The organism is Croceicoccus sp. Ery5, assembly GCF_020985325.1.
GTDB lineage: Bacteria > Pseudomonadota > Alphaproteobacteria > Sphingomonadales > Sphingomonadaceae > Croceicoccus.
This window is the reverse complement of record NZ_CP087587.1, coordinates 2,662,237-2,680,740: the sequence shown is the minus strand read 5'-3', so window position 1 is coordinate 2,680,740 and position 18,504 is coordinate 2,662,237. Positions and strand designations below refer to the sequence as shown.

At 61.4% G+C, this 18,504-nt stretch carries 18 protein-coding genes; 4 read left to right on the top strand and 14 right to left on the bottom strand.

Annotated elements, in window-relative coordinates; all coding sequences use genetic code 11:
* Window positions 1-60: 60 nt before the first annotated feature.
* From LOZ74_RS12675 to LOZ74_RS12650, 6 genes are read right to left on the bottom strand one after another with little or no spacing between them, the layout of a single operon-like run.
* Window positions 61-1,284, bottom strand: coding sequence for an acyl-CoA dehydrogenase family protein (locus LOZ74_RS12675; protein WP_230291489.1), 1,224 nt, complete (start codon window positions 1,282-1,284; stop codon window positions 61-63).
* 21 nt (window positions 1,285-1,305) lie between these two features.
* Window positions 1,306-1,929 carry a TetR/AcrR family transcriptional regulator gene (locus tag LOZ74_RS12670; protein WP_230291488.1) on the bottom strand — a complete coding sequence of 208 codons (624 nt, stop codon included), beginning with the start codon at window positions 1,927-1,929 and terminating at the stop codon, window positions 1,306-1,308.
* On the bottom strand, window positions 1,926-2,741 hold the full coding sequence (locus LOZ74_RS12665; protein WP_230291487.1) for an SDR family NAD(P)-dependent oxidoreductase: 816 nt from the start codon (window positions 2,739-2,741) through the stop codon (window positions 1,926-1,928). The genes LOZ74_RS12670 and LOZ74_RS12665 overlap by 4 nt, the downstream gene beginning before the upstream one ends.
* Complete coding sequence (locus LOZ74_RS12660; RefSeq protein ID WP_230291486.1) at window positions 2,738-3,904, bottom strand: NAD(P)/FAD-dependent oxidoreductase; 1,167 nt, start codon at window positions 3,902-3,904, stop codon at window positions 2,738-2,740. The genes LOZ74_RS12665 and LOZ74_RS12660 overlap by 4 nt, the downstream gene beginning before the upstream one ends.
* Before the next feature lie 5 nt (window positions 3,905-3,909).
* A complete protein-coding gene (locus LOZ74_RS12655; RefSeq protein ID WP_066849467.1) occupies window positions 3,910-4,491 on the bottom strand; it encodes a 3-phenylpropionate/cinnamic acid dioxygenase subunit beta in 582 nt (193 codons plus the stop codon).
* A gap of 17 nt (window positions 4,492-4,508) precedes the next feature.
* A complete protein-coding gene (locus LOZ74_RS12650) occupies window positions 4,509-5,897 on the bottom strand; it encodes an aromatic ring-hydroxylating dioxygenase subunit alpha (protein WP_066849469.1) in 1,389 nt (462 codons plus the stop codon).
* A 117-nt stretch (window positions 5,898-6,014) separates the two neighbouring features.
* Between LOZ74_RS12650 and LOZ74_RS12645 the strand changes: the two genes are divergently transcribed.
* Both LOZ74_RS12645 and LOZ74_RS12640 read left to right on the top strand, forming a co-directional pair.
* Entirely contained in the window at window positions 6,015-6,227 is a 213-nt protein-coding gene (locus LOZ74_RS12645) for a ferredoxin (RefSeq protein WP_066849472.1), read from the top strand.
* Between the two features lie 125 nt (window positions 6,228-6,352).
* Window positions 6,353-7,432, top strand: coding sequence for a 12-oxophytodienoate reductase (locus LOZ74_RS12640; RefSeq protein WP_230280533.1), 1,080 nt, complete (start codon window positions 6,353-6,355; stop codon window positions 7,430-7,432).
* 9 nt (window positions 7,433-7,441) lie between these two features.
* Here the strand turns inward: LOZ74_RS12640 and LOZ74_RS12635 are convergent, their stop codons facing one another.
* Genes LOZ74_RS12635 through LOZ74_RS12615 form a run of 5 tightly spaced genes read right to left on the bottom strand, consistent with a single transcriptional unit; the run spans window position 7,442 to window position 12,082 of the window.
* Window positions 7,442-8,161 carry an SDR family oxidoreductase gene (locus tag LOZ74_RS12635; protein ID WP_230280534.1) on the bottom strand — a complete coding sequence of 240 codons (720 nt, stop codon included), beginning with the start codon at window positions 8,159-8,161 and terminating at the stop codon, window positions 7,442-7,444.
* The gene (locus LOZ74_RS12630; RefSeq protein WP_230291485.1) at window positions 8,161-8,607 is read right to left on the bottom strand and encodes a nuclear transport factor 2 family protein; all 447 of its coding nucleotides are present in this window, start codon (window positions 8,605-8,607) and stop codon (window positions 8,161-8,163) included. Before LOZ74_RS12630 ends, LOZ74_RS12635 begins: the two co-directional genes overlap by 1 nt.
* Window positions 8,608-8,646: 39 nt before the next feature.
* A complete protein-coding gene (locus tag LOZ74_RS12625; protein ID WP_066849484.1) occupies window positions 8,647-8,946 on the bottom strand; it encodes a putative quinol monooxygenase in 300 nt (99 codons plus the stop codon).
* A gap of 23 nt (window positions 8,947-8,969) precedes the next feature.
* Complete coding sequence (locus LOZ74_RS12620; RefSeq protein ID WP_230291484.1) at window positions 8,970-10,460, bottom strand: aldehyde dehydrogenase family protein; 1,491 nt, start codon at window positions 10,458-10,460, stop codon at window positions 8,970-8,972.
* On the bottom strand, window positions 10,457-12,082 hold the full coding sequence (locus tag LOZ74_RS12615) for a GMC family oxidoreductase (protein ID WP_230291483.1): 1,626 nt from the start codon (window positions 12,080-12,082) through the stop codon (window positions 10,457-10,459). The genes LOZ74_RS12620 and LOZ74_RS12615 overlap by 4 nt, the downstream gene beginning before the upstream one ends.
* A gap of 131 nt (window positions 12,083-12,213) precedes the next feature.
* Between LOZ74_RS12615 and LOZ74_RS12610 the strand changes: the two genes are divergently transcribed.
* Both LOZ74_RS12610 and LOZ74_RS12605 read left to right on the top strand, forming a co-directional pair.
* Complete coding sequence (locus LOZ74_RS12610; RefSeq protein WP_230291482.1) at window positions 12,214-13,353, top strand: sulfotransferase; 1,140 nt, start codon at window positions 12,214-12,216, stop codon at window positions 13,351-13,353.
* Window positions 13,350-14,513, top strand: a complete 1,164-nt coding sequence (locus LOZ74_RS12605) for a hypothetical protein (RefSeq protein ID WP_230291481.1) — start codon at window positions 13,350-13,352, stop codon at window positions 14,511-14,513. The genes LOZ74_RS12610 and LOZ74_RS12605 overlap by 4 nt, the downstream gene beginning before the upstream one ends.
* Window positions 14,514-14,522: 9 nt before the next feature.
* Here LOZ74_RS12605 and LOZ74_RS12600 read toward each other — a convergent pair whose 3' ends face one another.
* Genes LOZ74_RS12600 through LOZ74_RS12590 form a run of 3 tightly spaced genes read right to left on the bottom strand, consistent with a single transcriptional unit; the run spans window position 14,523 to window position 18,501 of the window.
* Window positions 14,523-15,302 carry a hypothetical protein gene (locus tag LOZ74_RS12600; protein WP_230291480.1) on the bottom strand — a complete coding sequence of 260 codons (780 nt, stop codon included), beginning with the start codon at window positions 15,300-15,302 and terminating at the stop codon, window positions 14,523-14,525.
* A 2-nt stretch (window positions 15,303-15,304) separates the two neighbouring features.
* Window positions 15,305-16,141, bottom strand: a complete 837-nt coding sequence (locus LOZ74_RS12595; RefSeq protein ID WP_230291479.1) for an SDR family NAD(P)-dependent oxidoreductase — start codon at window positions 16,139-16,141, stop codon at window positions 15,305-15,307.
* Window positions 16,138-18,501, bottom strand: coding sequence for a membrane-bound PQQ-dependent dehydrogenase, glucose/quinate/shikimate family (locus LOZ74_RS12590; protein WP_230280543.1), 2,364 nt, complete (start codon window positions 18,499-18,501; stop codon window positions 16,138-16,140). Before LOZ74_RS12590 ends, LOZ74_RS12595 begins: the two co-directional genes overlap by 4 nt.
* Window positions 18,502-18,504 lie beyond the last annotated feature (3 nt).

Sequence of the window (18,504 nt, the reverse complement as noted above, 5' to 3'; positions counted from 1 at the left end):
TTACACAGACAGACGACCATCGCCCGGCCTATGACCGGGCGATGGATTTCGTGTCCCGCCTTAGTAGGAACCCGGAGGTGCTATCGGATCGCCACCGGCAAGGGCTCGGCCCTGAATTTCATAGCCGATCGTGGGAATGTTCTGGATGTGCCGAAGCGCCATCGAAATGTCGCGCCAGTAACGGTTGATCGGCTTATCGAGCGAAAAGCCCGACGAACCGGCCTGGAACATGAGCGATTCACTGGCCGCGTGGATCGATTCGACGATCTGGCCGCCCATCGCACGATGGCGAACCTTTTCCTCAGCCGTGAACTCTTCACCCATTCCGACCCGATCGAGCTTTGCGGCAAGGCTGAACAGGATGGTCTTGGCAGTTTCGACCAATGCGGCAGATTCACCCAGATCGCGCATATAGGCACCCGATCCAGTGCGCGGACCGATCGTAGTCGTCAGGACAGGCTTGCCCGATTCCGCCGTCACGATCTCAAGCATGGCTTCGACCGCGCCTACAAGCTGGGCAAGACCGGTGGTCCGCACCATCGGAACTGCGGGAACAAGGTCCGACGGCGCGCCGAAATGTTTCTTGGTGGGATCGATCTGGCCCGTCCGTTCATTCATCAGCGCCATCTGGCTGTCAGGGATGAAAACGTCCTTTGCAATTGCGGTATCGGAACCGGTGCCCTGCATGCCGCTGACGAACCACGTATCCTTGATCTCGAATTCGCTCATCGGGATATAGCACATGTTGATGCCGGGAACGACCGGGCCGTCGTAATCCTCAAGCACGACGCCCTGCTGCGTCCAGGTCGCCTGCCGCGAACCCGACATATAGGGCCACGCGCCATTAATGATCCAGCCACCGTCAACCTTGCGCGCCTTGCCGGGCGGGTTGTAAGCGCCGCACACCGGCTGCGGTCCGTCGGCAAAGACTGCGTCCTGCACGCCGTCGGGCGCGAGGCTGGTGATCCAGCTGGTGCCGTTGATGATCTGCATCACCCAGCTTACCGCCGGATCGCCCTTGGCGATTTCCATCTGGACGCGGCAGAAATCGGTGGGCGAAAGGCCAAAGCCGCCGAGGCGTTGCGGCACGATCAGTTGCAAGAAACCTTCTTCCTTGAGCATCCGGTCAACCGCTTCGGTGGGATTGCGGCGCTTTTCGCCTTCGGGTGCCTGCTCAGCCAGAAACGGGCGCAGTTCCTTTGCGCGGGCGACGATCTTGTCGGCGACCGATTTGTCGGCCCATGCGCCAACTTGCCCCACAGGTGCTTTTGCCAAAGTAGCCATTTCATGCATCCTTTCGATTATTCAGACAGTCTGGTTGGCTGTGTCGACAAGCCACTTTTCCAGACTGTCCGCGCTTTCATTCCAGAGCGTCATCCAGTTTTCATCGGCAGGCACCAGAAGAGTACTTAATTGCAGCCGAACGAGTATCTCGACGATAGCCATGGCATTGATCTTCTTGCCAAGCTTCGCCTCTAAAAATGCGAAGGTAGGTTCCAGCGCGGCATGGACGGCAAGCTTGTACCGTCCGAACCGGCTGCGAAAGAAAGAGAGGTGGAACCGGGGTTCGACTTCGAAGACGCGGTCGGGGGAATTTTCATTGGTATAGCGTGCATAGAACTGCATCACCTGGCGGAACCGATCGATCGGATCGTCGATGCCATCCGCCACTTCGCGAACGCCGGTTTCGAACCCGACGCAGACGAATTCGGCGACGGCGGCCAGCACATCGTCCTTGTTCGAGAAATAGCGATAGAGCGTGCCTCGCGAAACGCCGCTCGCCTCGATGATATCGCTCATCGACAGGCGTTTGACGCCCCGTTCCGCGATCGCATCCAGCGCCCCTGACAGGATCTTGATGACGCTGGGCGACATGACGAAATCGTCGCTTACTTCGGGCGAGGTGGCCAGTTCAGGCTGGAACTTCACGTTTCCCCCTTTTCGAGTTCGTCGAGATTGTGGGGGATGCTGACATAGCCGGGCAGGTTCTGTCCGCCATCGACATTGATCATTTCGCCAGTGACGAAGCGCGACATGTCCGAAGCTAGGAACACGACGACCGGGCCGATGTCGTTTTCAGGGTCGCCTGCGCGTTTCAGCGGATTGGTCGCAACGACATTTTCGAGGAAGCCGGGTACTTCGTCCACCAGCTTTGCGAAAACCTGCCCCAGGCCAGTCGGAGCGATGGCATTCACGCGGATATTGAACCGGCCCCATTCGACCGCTGCACTGCGCGTCAGCCCGACAATGCCAAGCTTGTTGATATTGTAGTCGCTATGGAGCCACGCGCCAGTCTGTGCGTCGATGGAGCTGAAATTGATAACCGAACCGCCGCCGCGTGCCTTCATGTGCGGAAAGGCGGCCTGCATGGCCCACCAGTTACCCCAGATGCCAATTTCCAGCGTGCGCTTGAGCATCTCGTCCGTCTTGTGCTCCAGCAGGACACCGTCAGACAATAACGAGGCATTATTGACCAGAATATCGAGGCCGCCGAATTCATCCACCGCGCGCTGCACCATGGCCAGCACGTCATCCTTGATGCCCATATCGGCGGACATGCCGACTGCACCGGTTCCGAATTCCTTGCGGATCTCTTCGGCCACCCGTTCGGTCGCTACACCGTCGCGCCCGGTAATGAGTAGCGAAGCGCCTTCGCGCGCCAGACGACGCGAAATGCCATGGCCAAGGCCCTTCGCCCCGCCCGTTACGATTGCCACTTTACCTTCGAGCATTCCGCTCATGCCATTTCCCCCACCAATTTATCCATTTCCATGCGTTGTTCGCATTTTCCCTGTGTCAGGACGTAACCCTGAACCCTGTTGTCGCTATCGACGAACAGATGCTTGTCGCCCTCTGCGTCGCTTTCCACCTGCCGCCACTCGCCCCGCAAAGCCACCGCAGGCGGCAGCAGGTTGATCGGGAACACGGTCGTCTTCACCTGCACCGAAAGCGGCGGGAACCTGATCTCTGTCGGCGTGCCCAAGGCGCTGGGCGCAATCCCGCGGGCCGCTGCCATGATCGGCGTGACATAGGCGGCAAGGCCGTTGGGATATTCGGCGCAATCGCCGATCGCGTATATGTCGGGGTCGCTCGTTTGCCCGTATTCATTGACCTTTATGCCGCGGCCGATTTCCAGCCCGGCTTCGCGGGCCAGCTCGACGTTGGGGCGCAGTCCGACGGCGGACAGAACGATATCCGCCTCTACCCGCGTACCGTCATCGAGTGTGGCGACATATCCGGGTGAGGGCTGGCAATAGTCGATGGCGTCGACCTTGCGGCCAAGATGCCACTCCACGCCCTTTTCCTGCAGCGTATCGCGCACCTTTTCGCCCACCGCGGGCGGGACAAGCTGGGCGAGGGGATTATCCAGCATGTCGACGACAATCGGCCGGTAGCCATTGGTGATCAGATCGTTGGCGAATTCGGTGCCGACCAGACCTGCGCCCATGATCAGAACGCGCGCGCCCTCCGGCAATTCCTTCCGAAAGCGATCGTAATGTTCGAGCTGGTTCACCGAAATGGCGCGATGCGCGGCATCGCCACCGATCTGCGGTCGAACCGGCTCGGCGCCGGTTGCCAGGATCAGGGAATGGTACTGGATCGGTCCGCCAGTGGTCAAAAGCGCCTTGCCGGCACGGTCGATGGCCTCTGCCTCGCGCCCGATGCGAGCATCGAGCTTGAGATTGGCGATCATCTTTTCGGCCGGGGTCGTGACCAGCGTTTCGCTTGTCTTACCCTTGGCGAGCGCCGTGGATAGGGCGGGCTTGGAATAGAAATGCCCGTCCTCCAGCGTCACCATGACGAGCCGGGCCTCGGGCGAGAGCCTGCGCAATTCGCGCAGGACCCCGAAGCCCGCAAGGCCGCTACCGACGACCACCACAGTAGATGTTGCAGACGTGCCCATGCAATTTACAGGAACACCGCGAAATTGGACATGCCGAGCACCGACTGATCGACGATGATCTCGCGGCGGGCCAGCCTGTATTCGCCGTCCACTTCGCGCCAGACATCGCGGCGTTCGGCGGTGGTATTCTCGTTTTCCGGACTGTCGCCGCGGCTACGTTCGAGAAAGAGATAGCTGACGACTTCATATTCGCCCGGCGTGTCGAGCTCGCCCACGCGGACATTGGTCACGAAACGGCGACAACGCGACGGCGGATCTTCGGCCCATGCGCTTTTCTGCAAACGCCCTGAACGCATCACGAGCGAATCGTAATTCTCGTCGAAATGGAACATCGTGCGCATGACGTCACGGTCGCGGTTCGGACCGGTACGCGTCAGGCGGATCGGCGCCTGATAGATGATGTCCGGCGCAAGCATCGCGATCCAGTCATCGATCCGGCGCTCGTCGAGAGCGGCGGCTTCGTCATACAGCGTCTCTAGGAGCCGGTTATAGATTTCCGAGCCCAGCGGCACGCGCTTCTTGGAAACCAGGCCGCGAAGGATCGTGGTGGAATCGGGGGCGGCGGTCGATTTGGTAATCCAGGTCATGTCTTGATCTCCCCCGCTCAAACCGCGTCCATCAGGTCGTAATAGGCCAGCCACCAGTTCCACTGCGTGTCGTCCTTGGTGAAGCCGGGATAAAGCAAGCCTTCGCCAACCCAGCCTTCGGGCCGTTCGTGGCCGTGAAGGGCCTGATACTTGAGCGTCATGTCCTTGCTGACCGCGCCCCGCGCATTCTTCATGATTACAGGCCAGACGTCGGCATCATCCTGTTCGATCACGCCGGAGGTGCCTGTATTCCAGATCGAGTTCTGCAGCATGTCGCGCTTCATCTGCTCGGGGGCGTCCTTTTCCGCGAACAGATAATTCACGAATTCCACCTTGTCCGGGCCCTTGGGCACATAGGCATGCAGCGAAAGCGCACCCGACGATCCGCCATCCGTGCGCGGGGCGAAAATGAAGGCGATCAGGATGTTGGGGAACATGCCGCCGACCTGCGGCGGAATGGTTGCCAGCTGGGCAACCTGATCTTCGGTCAGGTTCTCGAAAAGTTCGGGGATCATGTCCTTGGTGATGCCCGGCGGGGTGAGCAATTCCAGACGCTCGCGCGTGGACTTGCCTTCGAACGGCACGTCCGCGAACATCTTGAAGGTCTTTTCCGCCTCAAGGCAGCGCAGCGAATGGCCCTGCTCGCATGAAACATCGACGCCATACATGCCGGGTGCCTGATCATAGATCGTCTCGGCCGTGCCGCCCATGACTCCGCCTTCCATCAGCGAGCGGTGCAGGGTCAAGGTGTGGAAGCCGTCCGAACCCGATTGCTCGCCGGGAACCTTCCAGTTGCAGGGGAGGGTGAAACGCTGCGGCGGGCCGAGCAGTTCGAGGCCGCGATTGGTGCGGCAGAAAAGCTGGTCCATGTAATATTTGATGTCGCCGAGATACTCGTCGAACGAAGGTCCGTCGACGTTCCAGGTGGCGAAGATCAGCCCGCCGTAGAGATGCACCCTGGCCTTCTTCAGACCCAGCGTCTTCTTGTCGACGTCATTGCCATGCATCTTTTCGCGTTCGACCGGCGCACCGATGAAATCGCCGTTCGGGCGGAAGGCCCAGCCGTGATAGATGCACTGGTGGACGCGCTTGTTGCCTGCTTCGCCAAGACACACGCGCATGCCGCGGTGCGGGCAGACATTCAGGGAAACATGAACGTCCCCGTCCTGTCCGCGGGCCACGATGACGTTGTCTTCGGCCATGTCGCGTACGATGAAATCGCCCGCCTCCGGAATCTCGCTTTCGTGACCGAGCAGCAGCCAGGTCTTGGCGAAAATCTTCTCCATCTCAAGCTTGTAGAGCTCTTCGTCGGTCATAACGCGGAGCGAAACTTCGTTGCTCTCACGCATGATCAGATCGTCAAGCGAGGTTCCGTCGCGCAACACGAGTTTGGATTTCTGGAGCATCGCAGCCTTCTCTCCGTAGCAAACATTTTCTGATTGATTCGCGTTATACACATTGAATAATATTTGTTCAATATGTAAAAGGGCGTTAAAGGCAAATCGAGGAGATTGGAGAGGTCGATGTCTGGAAACGGTAAACTCAAGGTCGTGATCAACAAGCCCGCTTGCTGCGGCTATGGCGTCTGCGCGGAAATCTGCCCGGAAGTGTACAAGCTCGACGAACATGGCATCGTCTATGTCGATGACGAGATCGTGCCAGAGGGTCTGGAGGACAAGGCGCGCGAAGGGGCCGATGCCTGCCCGCAATCCGCATTGGCAGTGGTCGACGCCTGAGGAGAACAGGCTGAGGAGGGGGTGCGCGCTTTCTCCTCTGCCCCCTTGATGAATTTCCCTATCGGTTGACAGGGCAGATATGCCTTGGCCTCGGCGACGGTCGCCTTCAGAAAAGGGGGCGAGCGATGCGTACCGAATTGAATCCGCTGTTTTCACCATTCTCGTGCAAGACGTTGCAGGTGCCTAATCGCTTCGTAATGTCGCCGATGACGCGGCAGTTCAGTCCCGGGGGCATTCCGGGTGAGAATGTTGCCGATTATTACGCGCGCCGCGCGGCCAGCGATGTCGGGTTGATCGTAACCGAAGGGATCGGCGTCGATCATCCTTCGGCCATCGGTGAGGGCAGCATGGGCGAAAAGGACATTCCTGTCCTGCATGGCGATGCCGCCCTGCAGGGCTGGCGCAATGTCGTTGACCGGGTGCACAAGGGTGGTGGCCGGATCGTGCCACAATTGTGGCACATGGGCGCCGTGCGCAAGGACGCCAGCCCGCCCCAACCCGAAGCGCGCTCGCTCCATCCGGGAAACATGGATGAAGACGATATCGCCGATGTCGTCGCTGCCTTCGCACGCAGTGCAGCCAATGCCAAGGACGTGGGTTTTGACGGGATCGCGCTACATGGTGCGCATGGCTATCTGCTCGACAGCTTCATGTGGGAGCAGATGAACAACCGCGATGACGATTGGGGCGGGGACGTCGCTCGCCGAACGCGTTTTCCTGTCAAGGTTGTCGAGGCGGTCCGCGAAGCCGTCGGCCCCGATATGCCGATCATATTCCGCATATCGCAATGGAAGCTGCAGGATTACGATGCGCAGCTTGCTGATACGCCCGAAGGCCTTGGTGTTATCGTTAAGGCCCTGGCCGAAGCCGGGGTCGATATTTTCGATGTCAGCACGCGGGTATTCTCCCGCCCGGCGTTCGCCGATTCCGACATGGGGCTTGCCGGCTGGATACGCCGCCTGTCCGGTCGCCAGACCATGACGGTCGGCGGCGTCGGCTTCGATAAGGAACTGGCAGCCAGTTTCACGCAGCAGACCACCGTTCTCGACAATCTGGACGAGGTTGTCCGCCGGTTCGAAGCAGGCGAATTTGATCTGGTGGCGATCGGTCGGGCCTTGCTGATGGACCCGCAATGGGTGGTAAAGGCCAAGGAAGGCGAGGCTTTCAAGCCCTTCGACATCTCGGCCTATGCACGACTGGAGTGAAGCTGCGCGTCAGAACGTTTCCGACGTGGCATAGATGTGCATGCGTGCGGCATTGGCATTGCCCGTCTGCTCGCACATGAAGCGGATTGCGCGGGCAATATCCCCGGCCTGCATTGCCGGTAGAAATTCGTCCCAGCCGGGCTGGCCCCTGGACTTCATGTCTTCGAAGATCTCGGTCGATGTCGTGCCGGGCGAGACCAGCCCGACCCGGACACCGGAACCGGCAAGCTCGACCCGCAGCACCTCGGTAAAGCGCTCCAGCGCCAGTTTCAGCCCCCCGTATATGCCGGTACCGGCTGCGGCGATGCCGGCGCCAATGCTTGACACGTTCACGATCTGGCCAGTTCCCTGCGCCTTCATATGCCGGGCGAACAATATGCTGGCGCGGACGACGGCCGAATAGTTCACCGCGATCATCCGGTCGAGTTCGTCCAGATCGAAATCATCGTGGTGACTGGTGCGCAGGATCCCCGCATTGTTCACAAGGATGTCGACCTTGCCAAACGCTGCCAGCGCATGGTCCAGCAACGCGCTCGCGGACGACGGATCGGACAGGTTGAGCGCCATGAATTGCGCAGCATCCCCGATTTCCTGCTGCAACGTTTCAAGCCGGTCCTGCCGCCGCGCCACCAGCAGAACCCGCGCTCCAGCCGATGCGAGAATATGTGCCGTTGCGGCGCCGATCCCCGCAGAGGCACCGGTCACTACAGCGACTTTTCCATCCAGCATTATGCCTGATCCCTCTCCGATCCGATGATTAACGCCGTGAAAGTGCGCCGCGCAATCTTCCAGCCATCGCTCGTCCGGACAATGAAGTCATCGTATGAGCCTATGCCGCGATGCATCGGACCCTGCTTGTTTTCCGGACTCAGCAGCGCATCGACATAGCTGGTTGCATTGGCACCGCCTTGGGCATTGGTCAGCTTGATATTGCTGATCCGGTGCAGCGTCGGGCCCAGCCGCGCATGGGCTTCCCGCATGAAATCGGTAAGGTCGGCGATATTCTGCCAGCTGCCAAAATCACCGTAATCGGCTTGGCAATCGGCGATGAAGCAACTGCGGAACAAGTCCCAGTCCCGCAAGTCTATGGCGCTTGCATAGGCGATCAGTACGGCACTGATCGAGCGTTCGTCCTGGGCGCTGAGCCCGGTATCGATCCCGCAATTGATGTTCATGTTTTCTGCCTCTCCCCCAATTTCACAGCCACGACCGGATCACACGATGTTCCGGTCCCAATATTCCGTCCGTGGCGGGCTGGTCAGCATGGCTGCCATTTGGTCCATCACGCCGCTTTTGGTCCGAAATGCGACATAGGCTTCATGGTCGGCCCGCGACGCCCATTCCTCGATAAAGATGACGCGATTGGGATCGTCGGCATTGTGGCGAATGCTGATATCGACAAAGCCCGGAAACTCCCTCGTATCCTTCAGAGCTTCGGGGATTTGCTCGCAGAAATCGTCGACAAGTTCGGGCTTCAAGGCCAATTCCAGTGTCACGATGACTGTATCTTGCATGGCGCTTTTTCCGTTCGATCGCGTTATCGGCCAATCGGATAGAAAATCGATTTTTCGTGCTGATATTCGCGCAGCCATCCGGGACCATATTCGCGCCCGATGCCGGACCGCTTGTATCCGCCGATGGGGGCGTCGCTCATCGTGCCCGTCCCGCCATTCAGCGACACGCTGCCGGCCCTGATCTGCAAGGCCATCTCGTATCCCTTTGCGGCATCGGCCGTTTCGACCGCGCCATTCAGGCCATAGCGGGACTCGTTGGCGATGCGGATGGCCTCCTCGTCCGTGGAGAAGCCGATGATGCAGCCGACCGGTCCGAAAATCTCTTCCTGCGCGATGGCCATGTCGTTGGTCACGTCGTCGAATAGGGTAACCTCGGTAAAATATCCCTTGTCGAGACCGGCAGGACGGCCTCCGCCACACACAAGCGTCGCGCCGGCGGACTGTCCCAGCCCGATGAAATGCTCCACCTTGCTGCGTTGGCTTTCGCGGATCAGCGGGCCCATGCGGATCGAAGGGTCGGCCGGATTACCGATGCTGATCTGCGCGGCGACGGCAGCCGCGGTGGCGGCAAAAGCAGGTCGCAGGCTTTCGTGGACGAGGAAACGCGTGGGAATGGCGCAGCCCTGGCCGGCGTTGATGGAAATAAGGGTTGCGGCCATGGCGGCGGCGCGCTCGACATCGGCGTCCTCGCGCACGATCAGCGCCGATTTGCCGCCCAGTTCCAGATGGACCTTCTTCAGCGTGGGCGCGGCCTGCCCCATGATCTGGGCGCCCACTCCTTCCGATCCAGTGAAGGTCACCATATCGATCCGCTCGTCAGTGCAAAGCAACCGGCCTTCTTCGATCCCGCCGGTCACGATGTTGACCACGCCGGGCGGCAGGCCGATCTCGTCCGCCACCTCGCCGAAGAGCAACGCCGAAAAAGGCGTGAACGGCGACGGTTTCAGCACCAGCGCGCAACCGGCGAGCAGGGCTGGGCCGATTTTCGCAAGGTTGAGCAGGAACGGAAAATTATAGCCGGTTATAGCGGAAACGACGCCGATCGGCTCGCAAACCACCGTTGTTCCGCCGATCGAGCGTGGACCATCCGGGACGAAAGGATTGGGTGTGATATCTATGGGCAGCCGTTCGGGACGGTCGCGCCGTGCATGGCCGATCGCAGCTTCTAGCAGGCGCAACGGATTGTCGACCTGCATCAGCTGGGTCACACCTGCCGCGCAGCCGACTTCGGCCACGATCAGCTCGGCGATGCGGCCCTGTCTTGCCCGCAGCGCCCGCGCCATCTTCTCGATCATGTCGGCGCGCTCGGCCATCGACATCTTGGGCCACGGGCCGTGGTCGAAAGCTTCGCGGGCGGCAGCAATGGCCAGTTCGACCTGTTGTGGCGAAGCGACGGGCGCATGGGCGAGGATTTCTTCGGTGGCGGGATTGATCACAAGCTCGGTTCCGGCCTCTGGCGCGTGCCAGCCGCCATCGATGTAGAGCTTCGAAATATCGGTAAAGGCGGTGCTCATCGGTTTGTGTCCCTGCCGAGAATCATGTCCGCGGCGTTCATGGCGATGGCCATCGCCGGTGCATTGGTATTGCCCGAGACCAGCGTGGGCATGATGGAGGTGTCGCAAACGCGCAGACCGGTCACGCCGCGCACGCGCAATTGCGGATCGAGCACGCTCCCTGCTTCGGCGCCCATCGCCGCCGTGCCGGCGATATGGAAGGACGTCCCGCCAAGCTGGAGCAGGTTTGCCAGGATGTCCTCGTCCGAATGGACCTGCGCCGCAGGTCCGACCTCCTCGACGATCCATGGCGAAAGCGCGTGCTGGCCCCCGAAACGGCGTATCCATTTGAACAGGGCCAGCGCCTTGTCGCGGTCCAGCTGCTCGCTGAAATGATTGGCATCGATTTGCGGCGGGGCAGCGGGGTCGGCCGACCGGATATGCGTCGATCCGCGGCTCTCGGGCCGGGTGAAATAGCCCAGCAGGCGCATGCCGGGAAAATCGTCCAGCACGACCCTGCCGCGCGCATCCTGCTTCATGGTGACCATCATCGAACCAATCTGCGCATCGGGACGGTCGAGGTCCGGCGCAGTCTTGATGAACCCGCCGACCTCATGCGCGGCGTCGGTCATCGCTCCCCGGCGCAGCAACAGATATTGCATGACCGAGGATATCAGACCGATTCCGCTCAGCTTCTGGTTGGAACTGTGGCCGCGGATGCGCCAGTCGATCGCGACATAGCGATGCTCGCGCAGGTTTTCCCCCACAAGGGGGCTATGCGCCGTGACCGTGATGCCCAGAGACTTCAGCCGCTGCGCATCGCCGATGCCGGAAAGCTCCAGCAAGCGGGGCGATTCGACCGCTCCGGCGGAGAGGATGACTTCGCCCTCGCAGCCGATGGTCCTGCCTTCGACCACGATGCCCACGGCGCGGGTGCCTTCAAAGGCGATCCTTTCGGCGGATTTGCCGGTCAGGACATAAAGGTTGGGCCGTTTGCGGGCCGGGTCGAGGAAAGCCCGCGCGGCAGAAAAGCGCTCTCCCTTCCACGTGGTGGTGGTCTGGTATCCCATCCCCTGATTCGCGACGACATCGACCGCGTTCACATCGCTGACGGTCGGAACGCCCATTTCGGCGCCCGCGCGCAACATCGCATCGGTAACCGGATTGCCGTGCCTTGCCACCGAAATGCGCAATGGTCCGCCCGTGCCGCGCCACGCCGCCGCGCCCAGCGCGTGATCCTCCAGCGCGACGAAATGCGGGCCCATGCGGTCCCAGCCCCACCCGTCGCAACCGGCCCTTTTCCAGTCATCATAATCCTGCGGTGCGCCGCGCATGTAGACCATGCCGTTTACCGAACTGGAACCACCAATACCGCGGCCCTTCAGCCATGTTTCCTCGGGCTGGTTGCCAGCCGGAGTGACGCCATAGGCGAGGACGTGTGGATTGGCCGGATCGAGCAATTTGCCCACACCGCGCGGCATGCGGATCAGCGGGCTCTTGTCATCTGGGCCGCATTCGATGAGCAACACCCTGTTGGCAGAGTTCGCGCTCAGCCTGTTGGCAAGGACGCAGCCCGACGAACCGGCGCCGACCACGATGTAGTCGAATGATGCCCCCTCAATCATGGCGCGTGCGCGACTCATTATCTCTCCCGTCGATCAGCGATGTGTCGCGCTTCAGTGGCGGTCTCTGTCCTACCCGGTGACAGGTTGGCGGATATTTTGCGCTCCTAAGCTTTCGTGAAACGAGAAAAGACAAAGAGAGGAGCGTGTGAATGGGTGACCTGACATCGCAGCAATTGATCGAAGCGGCGGGACTGGATGCGGACATGGCCGCTGGTGTCATGCCCGGGCTTTCCGCAGCGCTGACGGCCCTTGGCGAGGAAACCGGTCTTTCCGACGCCGGCCATCAGCGCGCCCTTGCGCAGTTTCGCGATAATCTGGCGCGCCTTGCCGCCATTGCGGCTGACCGCAGGGCGCATCCGGAGATTGCCGATGGCGAGATTGTGCGCCCGGTTTTCATTCTGGGCCTGCCGCGCTGCGGAACGTCGATCCTTCACGCGCTGATCGGGGCGGACCCGCAGATCCGCACTCCGCTGCAATGGGAGGTTGCCGCGCCATCGCCGCCGCCCGATGCCGCGACCTTCGATACCGATCCGCGCGCGGACGGGTTCGACGCTTATGTGCGAGAGAATTTCACCGGCGCCTGGGCTGATGTGCTGAAGGCGCATCCGATCGGATCGCGCATACCGCAGGAATGCGGCATGATCCTTGAGACTGCGTTTCAGGGGATCAACCCGACGATGCTGTTCCGCTTGCCATCCTATTACGACTGGTATCGCAAGACGGATACGCGGTTCGGCTATGGTGTGCACAAGATGTGGCTGCAGCATCTGGCATGGAAGAATCCGCGCAAGCGCTGGGTGCTGAAGGTGCAGGAACATGCGCACCACCTTGCCGAACTGCTTGCTGTCTATCCGGATGCGGTGCTGGTTCAGCCGCATCGTGATCCGGTTACGGTCATGGCGTCGATCTCTCGCCTGATCGAAGTGATCCGCTGCGTATCTTTCGACCGGATCGACCGTGACGAACTGGGACAGGAATTGCTGCACCTGTGGCACGACGGGCAGGCTGCAGCGCTTGCATGGCGTAAGGCCAATCCGCAGGTGGAGGTTCTCGACCTTGCCTTTCGCGACCTCATCGCGGACCCGGTCGATGCGGTGCGCAAGGTTTATGGCCATGCCGCTATCGATTTCACGGGCGAGAGCGAGGAAGCGGTATCGCGCTGGTGGCGTGAGCATCCTGCGGACAAGCACGGGCAGCACCGCTACGAGCTGGCGGACTATGGCCTGACGCGCGAGCAGGTCGAGGGCGTCTATGCCGATTACATTTCTGCTTACAGGCAATATCTGTGAGCCGCTGGGCCGATTATCTGGCGCAGCTTTCCTCGGCAGAGGACGTGCTCGCCATGCTTGCGGGCGACGCCGATCCGGCTGATCTCGCCGACGCGGAGCGCATGCTGTTCATGGCGCTCGCTTCGGGGTGGCTGACCACCTTTGCGGATCGCGACAATCCCGATTTCGTGCCGGCGGTCGGCACCCATTTCAACCTTGTCGGTACCAATCCCGATTTCATCTACGCGGCGGCTTCCATCGATGGCGATGGCAGCTACCTGATAACGGGCGAGCGCGGTGAAAGTCTTTTCGTGCAGATGGATATCACGGCAGGCGGGCTGGGCGTGATGGAGGCGATGGGGCCATCGCTGGGCACGGTCGATTTCGACCATCTTGCGGTGGATGGGGAAGGGCGCTTTTCCCTGATGTTGAGCCATGAACGGCCTGCGGGATGGAGCGGCGACTGGCGTCATCTCGATCCTTCTGCCCGTTCGCTCTCTCTCCGTCAGGCCAGCTATGACTGGGGTGCGGAAAGGGAGGCGCGCATTGCCATAGAACGGACCGACATCGTCCATTCTCCCCGGCGGTGGACGGAAAGGGAAATCGGCGAGCGGCTGACGGCGCTATGCGGGTATCCCAAGCGGATCGGGACCATGTCCCTGGGATTTATTGCTGCGCAAAAACAGAAGGGTTTGTGGAACGCGTTCGAACATGACGACTGGGCGGGACGCGGCGGCGTTGAGGGGCAGCATTATTACCAGGGCCTGTTCCGGCTGGAACGTGGCAGCGCCCTGCTGCTGGAGACCGGGTTGCCCGAGACGGTACGTTACTGGAACGTCCAGTTAAACGATTTGTGCTGGAAGACGATCGACTGGATGAACCGCCAGTCGAGCCTCAATGGCGGGCAGGCGAGTATCGATGCGGATGGCAGGTTTCGCGCGGTAATCGCATTGGACGATCCGGGCATTGCCAACTGGCTGGACCCGGGCGGTCATTCGGCAGGCTCGATCATGCTGCGCTGGAGCGGGGCGAGCAATGGGCCGGAGCCAAGCCTGACCGTCATACCCCTCGACGAGCTTGATGCGCGCCTGCCGACGGAGACGAAGCGGATTTTGCCCGCGGACAGGGAGGAGGCCCTGCGCGCGCGCCGCCGGGCCGTACAAATGCGCCGCCGCTGGTAGAAAGCGCCGTCAGGCCGAGCCAAGCTTCTCCGCGCCGCCCGTCAGCACATCGTCGCCCATGCGCGCACGGGCCTGTTCTTCGGCGGCAAGGCCTTGGGCGGTGGGGTGCTGGACGTCGTCCTTCGTCAGTTTCCGGGTCAGCTTGTCCCAATGCGTAACCTGCAGGTCATCGCGTTCGACAAGGTCTGACTGCGCAATTTCCGGCGCGTCTTTCCAACCCTTCCAGCTGTCGGAGGAATTGACTTTGTAGATGCCGACATAACGATAGCGCGGCGTGGTGGGGATCATCTGTCCATGGCTGCGAAACGCCAGCAGGGCTGCGCTGTGCACGCCCGGACGGCGCACGGCGGCAGGCAGATAGCTGTCGGCATACCATTCGCGCAATTCGGCGTCCTTGCCTGGTGCGGCATTGAACTGTTCGAACACGACGCCGCCCGAATGTTCGATTTCGGGATCGTTGTTCCGGAATGCCAGCGGATAATAGTGATAATCCTCAAGCACGCTGTCATCGATGGCGGTGGTAACCATCATGCGGCTGGTCAGCGCGTTCTCCCAATGCTCGCGCGAGAAACGTTCGGGATCGAATACATCGTACAAGGCGAAATACTGCCAGTCATATTCCGGCGGGATGTCCATCGGCTGATGCGGACTGCGGGAAAAACGCTGTGCCGTTACAGAGCCTCGAAAACGCAGTGCGTCGCGGATATGGATGTTGCTGTACCAGTCGTCGAGTTCCGCCTCGCGCCCCGGATGCGCCTTGGTCAGCACTACGAGGACTGCTTCGATCATAGCTACTCTCCGCCGACGCGGGTAAAGGGCATCTGCGGCGCTCCCATCGTTTCGCGATAGGATATCGGTTGCTTTCCATCGAGATCGCGGACCCCGTAGGTTTTGCCCAGTTCGGCACCGATCAGCGCTTGCCCGCTAAGCGACATCATCCCGGGGTCAGCATAAAGGGCTTCGAGCACGCGCGCGGCGAATTCGGGCGTCTCCCATTGAGGAAGGCTTTCGCGCATGTCGGGTGGCAGCATGTCGGCAGGGATGGCTTTCACGGCATCGGTCAGGATGAAGCCCGGCCAATAGGAGATCGCGGCCACGCCATGGGGGGCAAGGTCGACCGCCATGTCGGCCATCATCTTGTCCGTCCCGGCCTTGGCCGCGCCATAGGCGGCCCCGTGGAAATAGGACACCGCGCCATAAAACGAGATGCTGGCGATCAGGCCCTTGCCCGCCTTGGCCATCATCGGTGCAGCATGCCACGAAGAGACATAGTTGGAGCGCAGGCCGACATCGATCATGTCGACAAGGTGCAGCGGCTTTTCCCAGAACGGTCCGGGCGCGATCAGGTCCATCGCATGCACCGCCGCGGCATTGTTCACCAATATGTCGATCCGGCCCGCTTCGTCCTCGATCCGCGCGAAGGCTCTAGCGACCGATTCGTCGTCCGCATGGTCGCAGGCGATCGCGATCGGTTTGCCGCCGCGTTCCGCAATTTCATCGGACACCGCCGCCAGATCCGCCTCGTTCCGGCCCGTCACCACCACGGTAGCGCCATCGGCTCCGAACTCGCGGGCGATACCCCGGCCAAGGCCCCTTGTTGCTCCGGTAACGACCGCGACAATGCTCATTTTTTCTCCCCCTGTACCCGAGTGCCCTGCGGCAACGCATAGGCGATCAGCTCGTTGCTATATCCCGACAATATGCCGCCATGTCCGCCGGCGGCGATCACAACGAATTGCCGACCGGACCGGTCGGACCAGTAGGTCATGGGCGTGGCATTGCCGCCGGCCGGTAGTCGTCCATGCCAAAGCTCCTTGCCCGACCGAAGTTCATAGGCGCGGATCATGTGTTCCTGCGTGGCACCGATGAAGGCCAGTCCGCTGCCCGTGACCACGCCGCCGCCGATATTGGGCACGCCCATCGGAATCGGTATGCCAAGCGGCATCATCAGCGGGCCGCTATCGCGCGCCGTGCCGAACGGCTTTTGCCAAAGCAGCTTGCCCGAAACGAGATCGACAGCACTGACGAGCCCGTAGGGCGGCTCTGTACAGGGCGCGACGAGCGGGGACAGGAACGGTGCAACGGCGGCCGCATAGGGAGTCCCGGTCTGTGCCACCGGCCCTGCAACGTTCTCGTAACTTGGGACCGCCACGGGCTTCAGTCCGATCCTGTCGGCTTCGTCGCGCGCTATCAGACGGTTGTAGTTCAGGACATGCGACGAATTCACGAATGCGATGCCCTGTACCGGATCGACCGCGATGCTGCCCCAGTTGTTGCCGCCCAGAGAGCCCGGCCAGATAATCGACGCGCGGTCGGTCTCAATCGGAGTCATGTGCCCGTCGAAACGCGCCTGCCGGAACTTCAGGCGGCACCAGACCTGGTCCACCATCGCCATGCCCCACATGCTGCGCTCGCTTGGCCGCGGTCCTTCGAAACTGGGCAGGCCGACCGAGAATGGCTGTGTGTGCGCTCCGCGATCGCCTTCTGCCTTCGAAGGCGTCACCGGCAATTCGGCAACCTCGGTGATGGGCTCTCCCGTGCGGCGATCGAGCATGAAAAGCTCGCCCCGCTTCGTCGGTTGCAGCAGGGCAGGGCGGCCGTCGGGCAGGTCGAACAGGACAGGCTGCGATCCGACGTCGTAATCCCAGATATCGTGATGGGCCGTCTGGAAATGCCATCGCGGCCGACCAGTTTCAGCATCCAGCGCAACGACGCTGGTCGAGTATCTCTCCATTTCCGGCGTGCGGTGCAGCCCCGTATAATCCGGGGTGGCATTGCCCATCGGTACATAGACCATGCCCAGCTCTTCATCGGCGCTCATCACGCTCCAGCTGTTGGGCGTACCTGGGGTATAGGTCTCGCCCGGCGCAGGCTCGCCCATCCGGTCGGGGGCGCCCATATCCCATGCCCATGCCAGCTTTCCGGTGATGGCATCATAGGCGCGGATCACGCCTGAAGGCTCGCCAACCATCTGGCCGTCGGTGACCCAACCGCCGATCACCAGCTTCCCCGAAACGAGCGTGGGCGGTGAGGAAACGTGGTAATAGCCCGGCGGGGCCTTGCTCATGCCGCGTAAAAGATCGACTTCACCTTCTTTGCCAAAATCGGTGCAGGGCTGCCCTGTCTGCGCGTCGAGGGCGATCAGGCGGCTGTCAATAGTCGCGGTGTAGATCCGCGCGGCACAGCTTACGCCGGCTGCCGCATCGGGCGCCGCGAAGTAAGTGACGCCCCTGCATGTCTGGCCGAAAACCCCGGTCGCGTCGGCATGGGCTTCAAAGCGCCAGATCTGCTTACCGCTTTCGGGATCGAGGGCGATGACGTCATTATAGCCGGTGCAGACATACAGCCGATCGTCGACCATCAGCGGGGTTGCCTGAAAAGGCGCGGGCTGACCGTTCGGTTCTCGCCCGGTCGAATAGCGCCACACCTCTTGCAGCGCACCGACATTGGCAGGGGTGATCTGGTCAAGGGGCGAAAAGCGGCGTCCTGCCTGCAAATTCCCGTAATGATGCCATTCGCCGTCGCGCGCAGATGCGGGCGCTCCGGCCAGACCGGCAAGATCGGTGCCGCCGGTGATACGGTCGTTCCAGAAAGTCCACGAAAGCCCCGCAACCAGACCCAGAAGCGCCACGCCCAACAGTCCGCCGCTGATCCGCGTGACGGGGACGACGCCCAGCGATCGCCGCACCCATGGGGTAAGCAGCCAGATGCCGATGACCGTAAGCAAGCCCATCCGGCCCAGCAGTGGCCAGAAGGCGAAGCCCGCTTCCCAAACCGACCATGCCAGCGAAAGGGTCCATATGGCGGCATAGACATAAAGCGCTCTTGCCGATTGACGCCAAAGCAATCCGGCGACGGCAATGAATGCCAGACCGCCAGCCACATAATATGGCGAACCGCCCGCCAGCAGAAGTTGTGCGCCGATCCAGATCAGACTGATGCCCAGAAGGAGCACCAGTATTGCCAGTAAACGATTCAACCAGGTCACTTC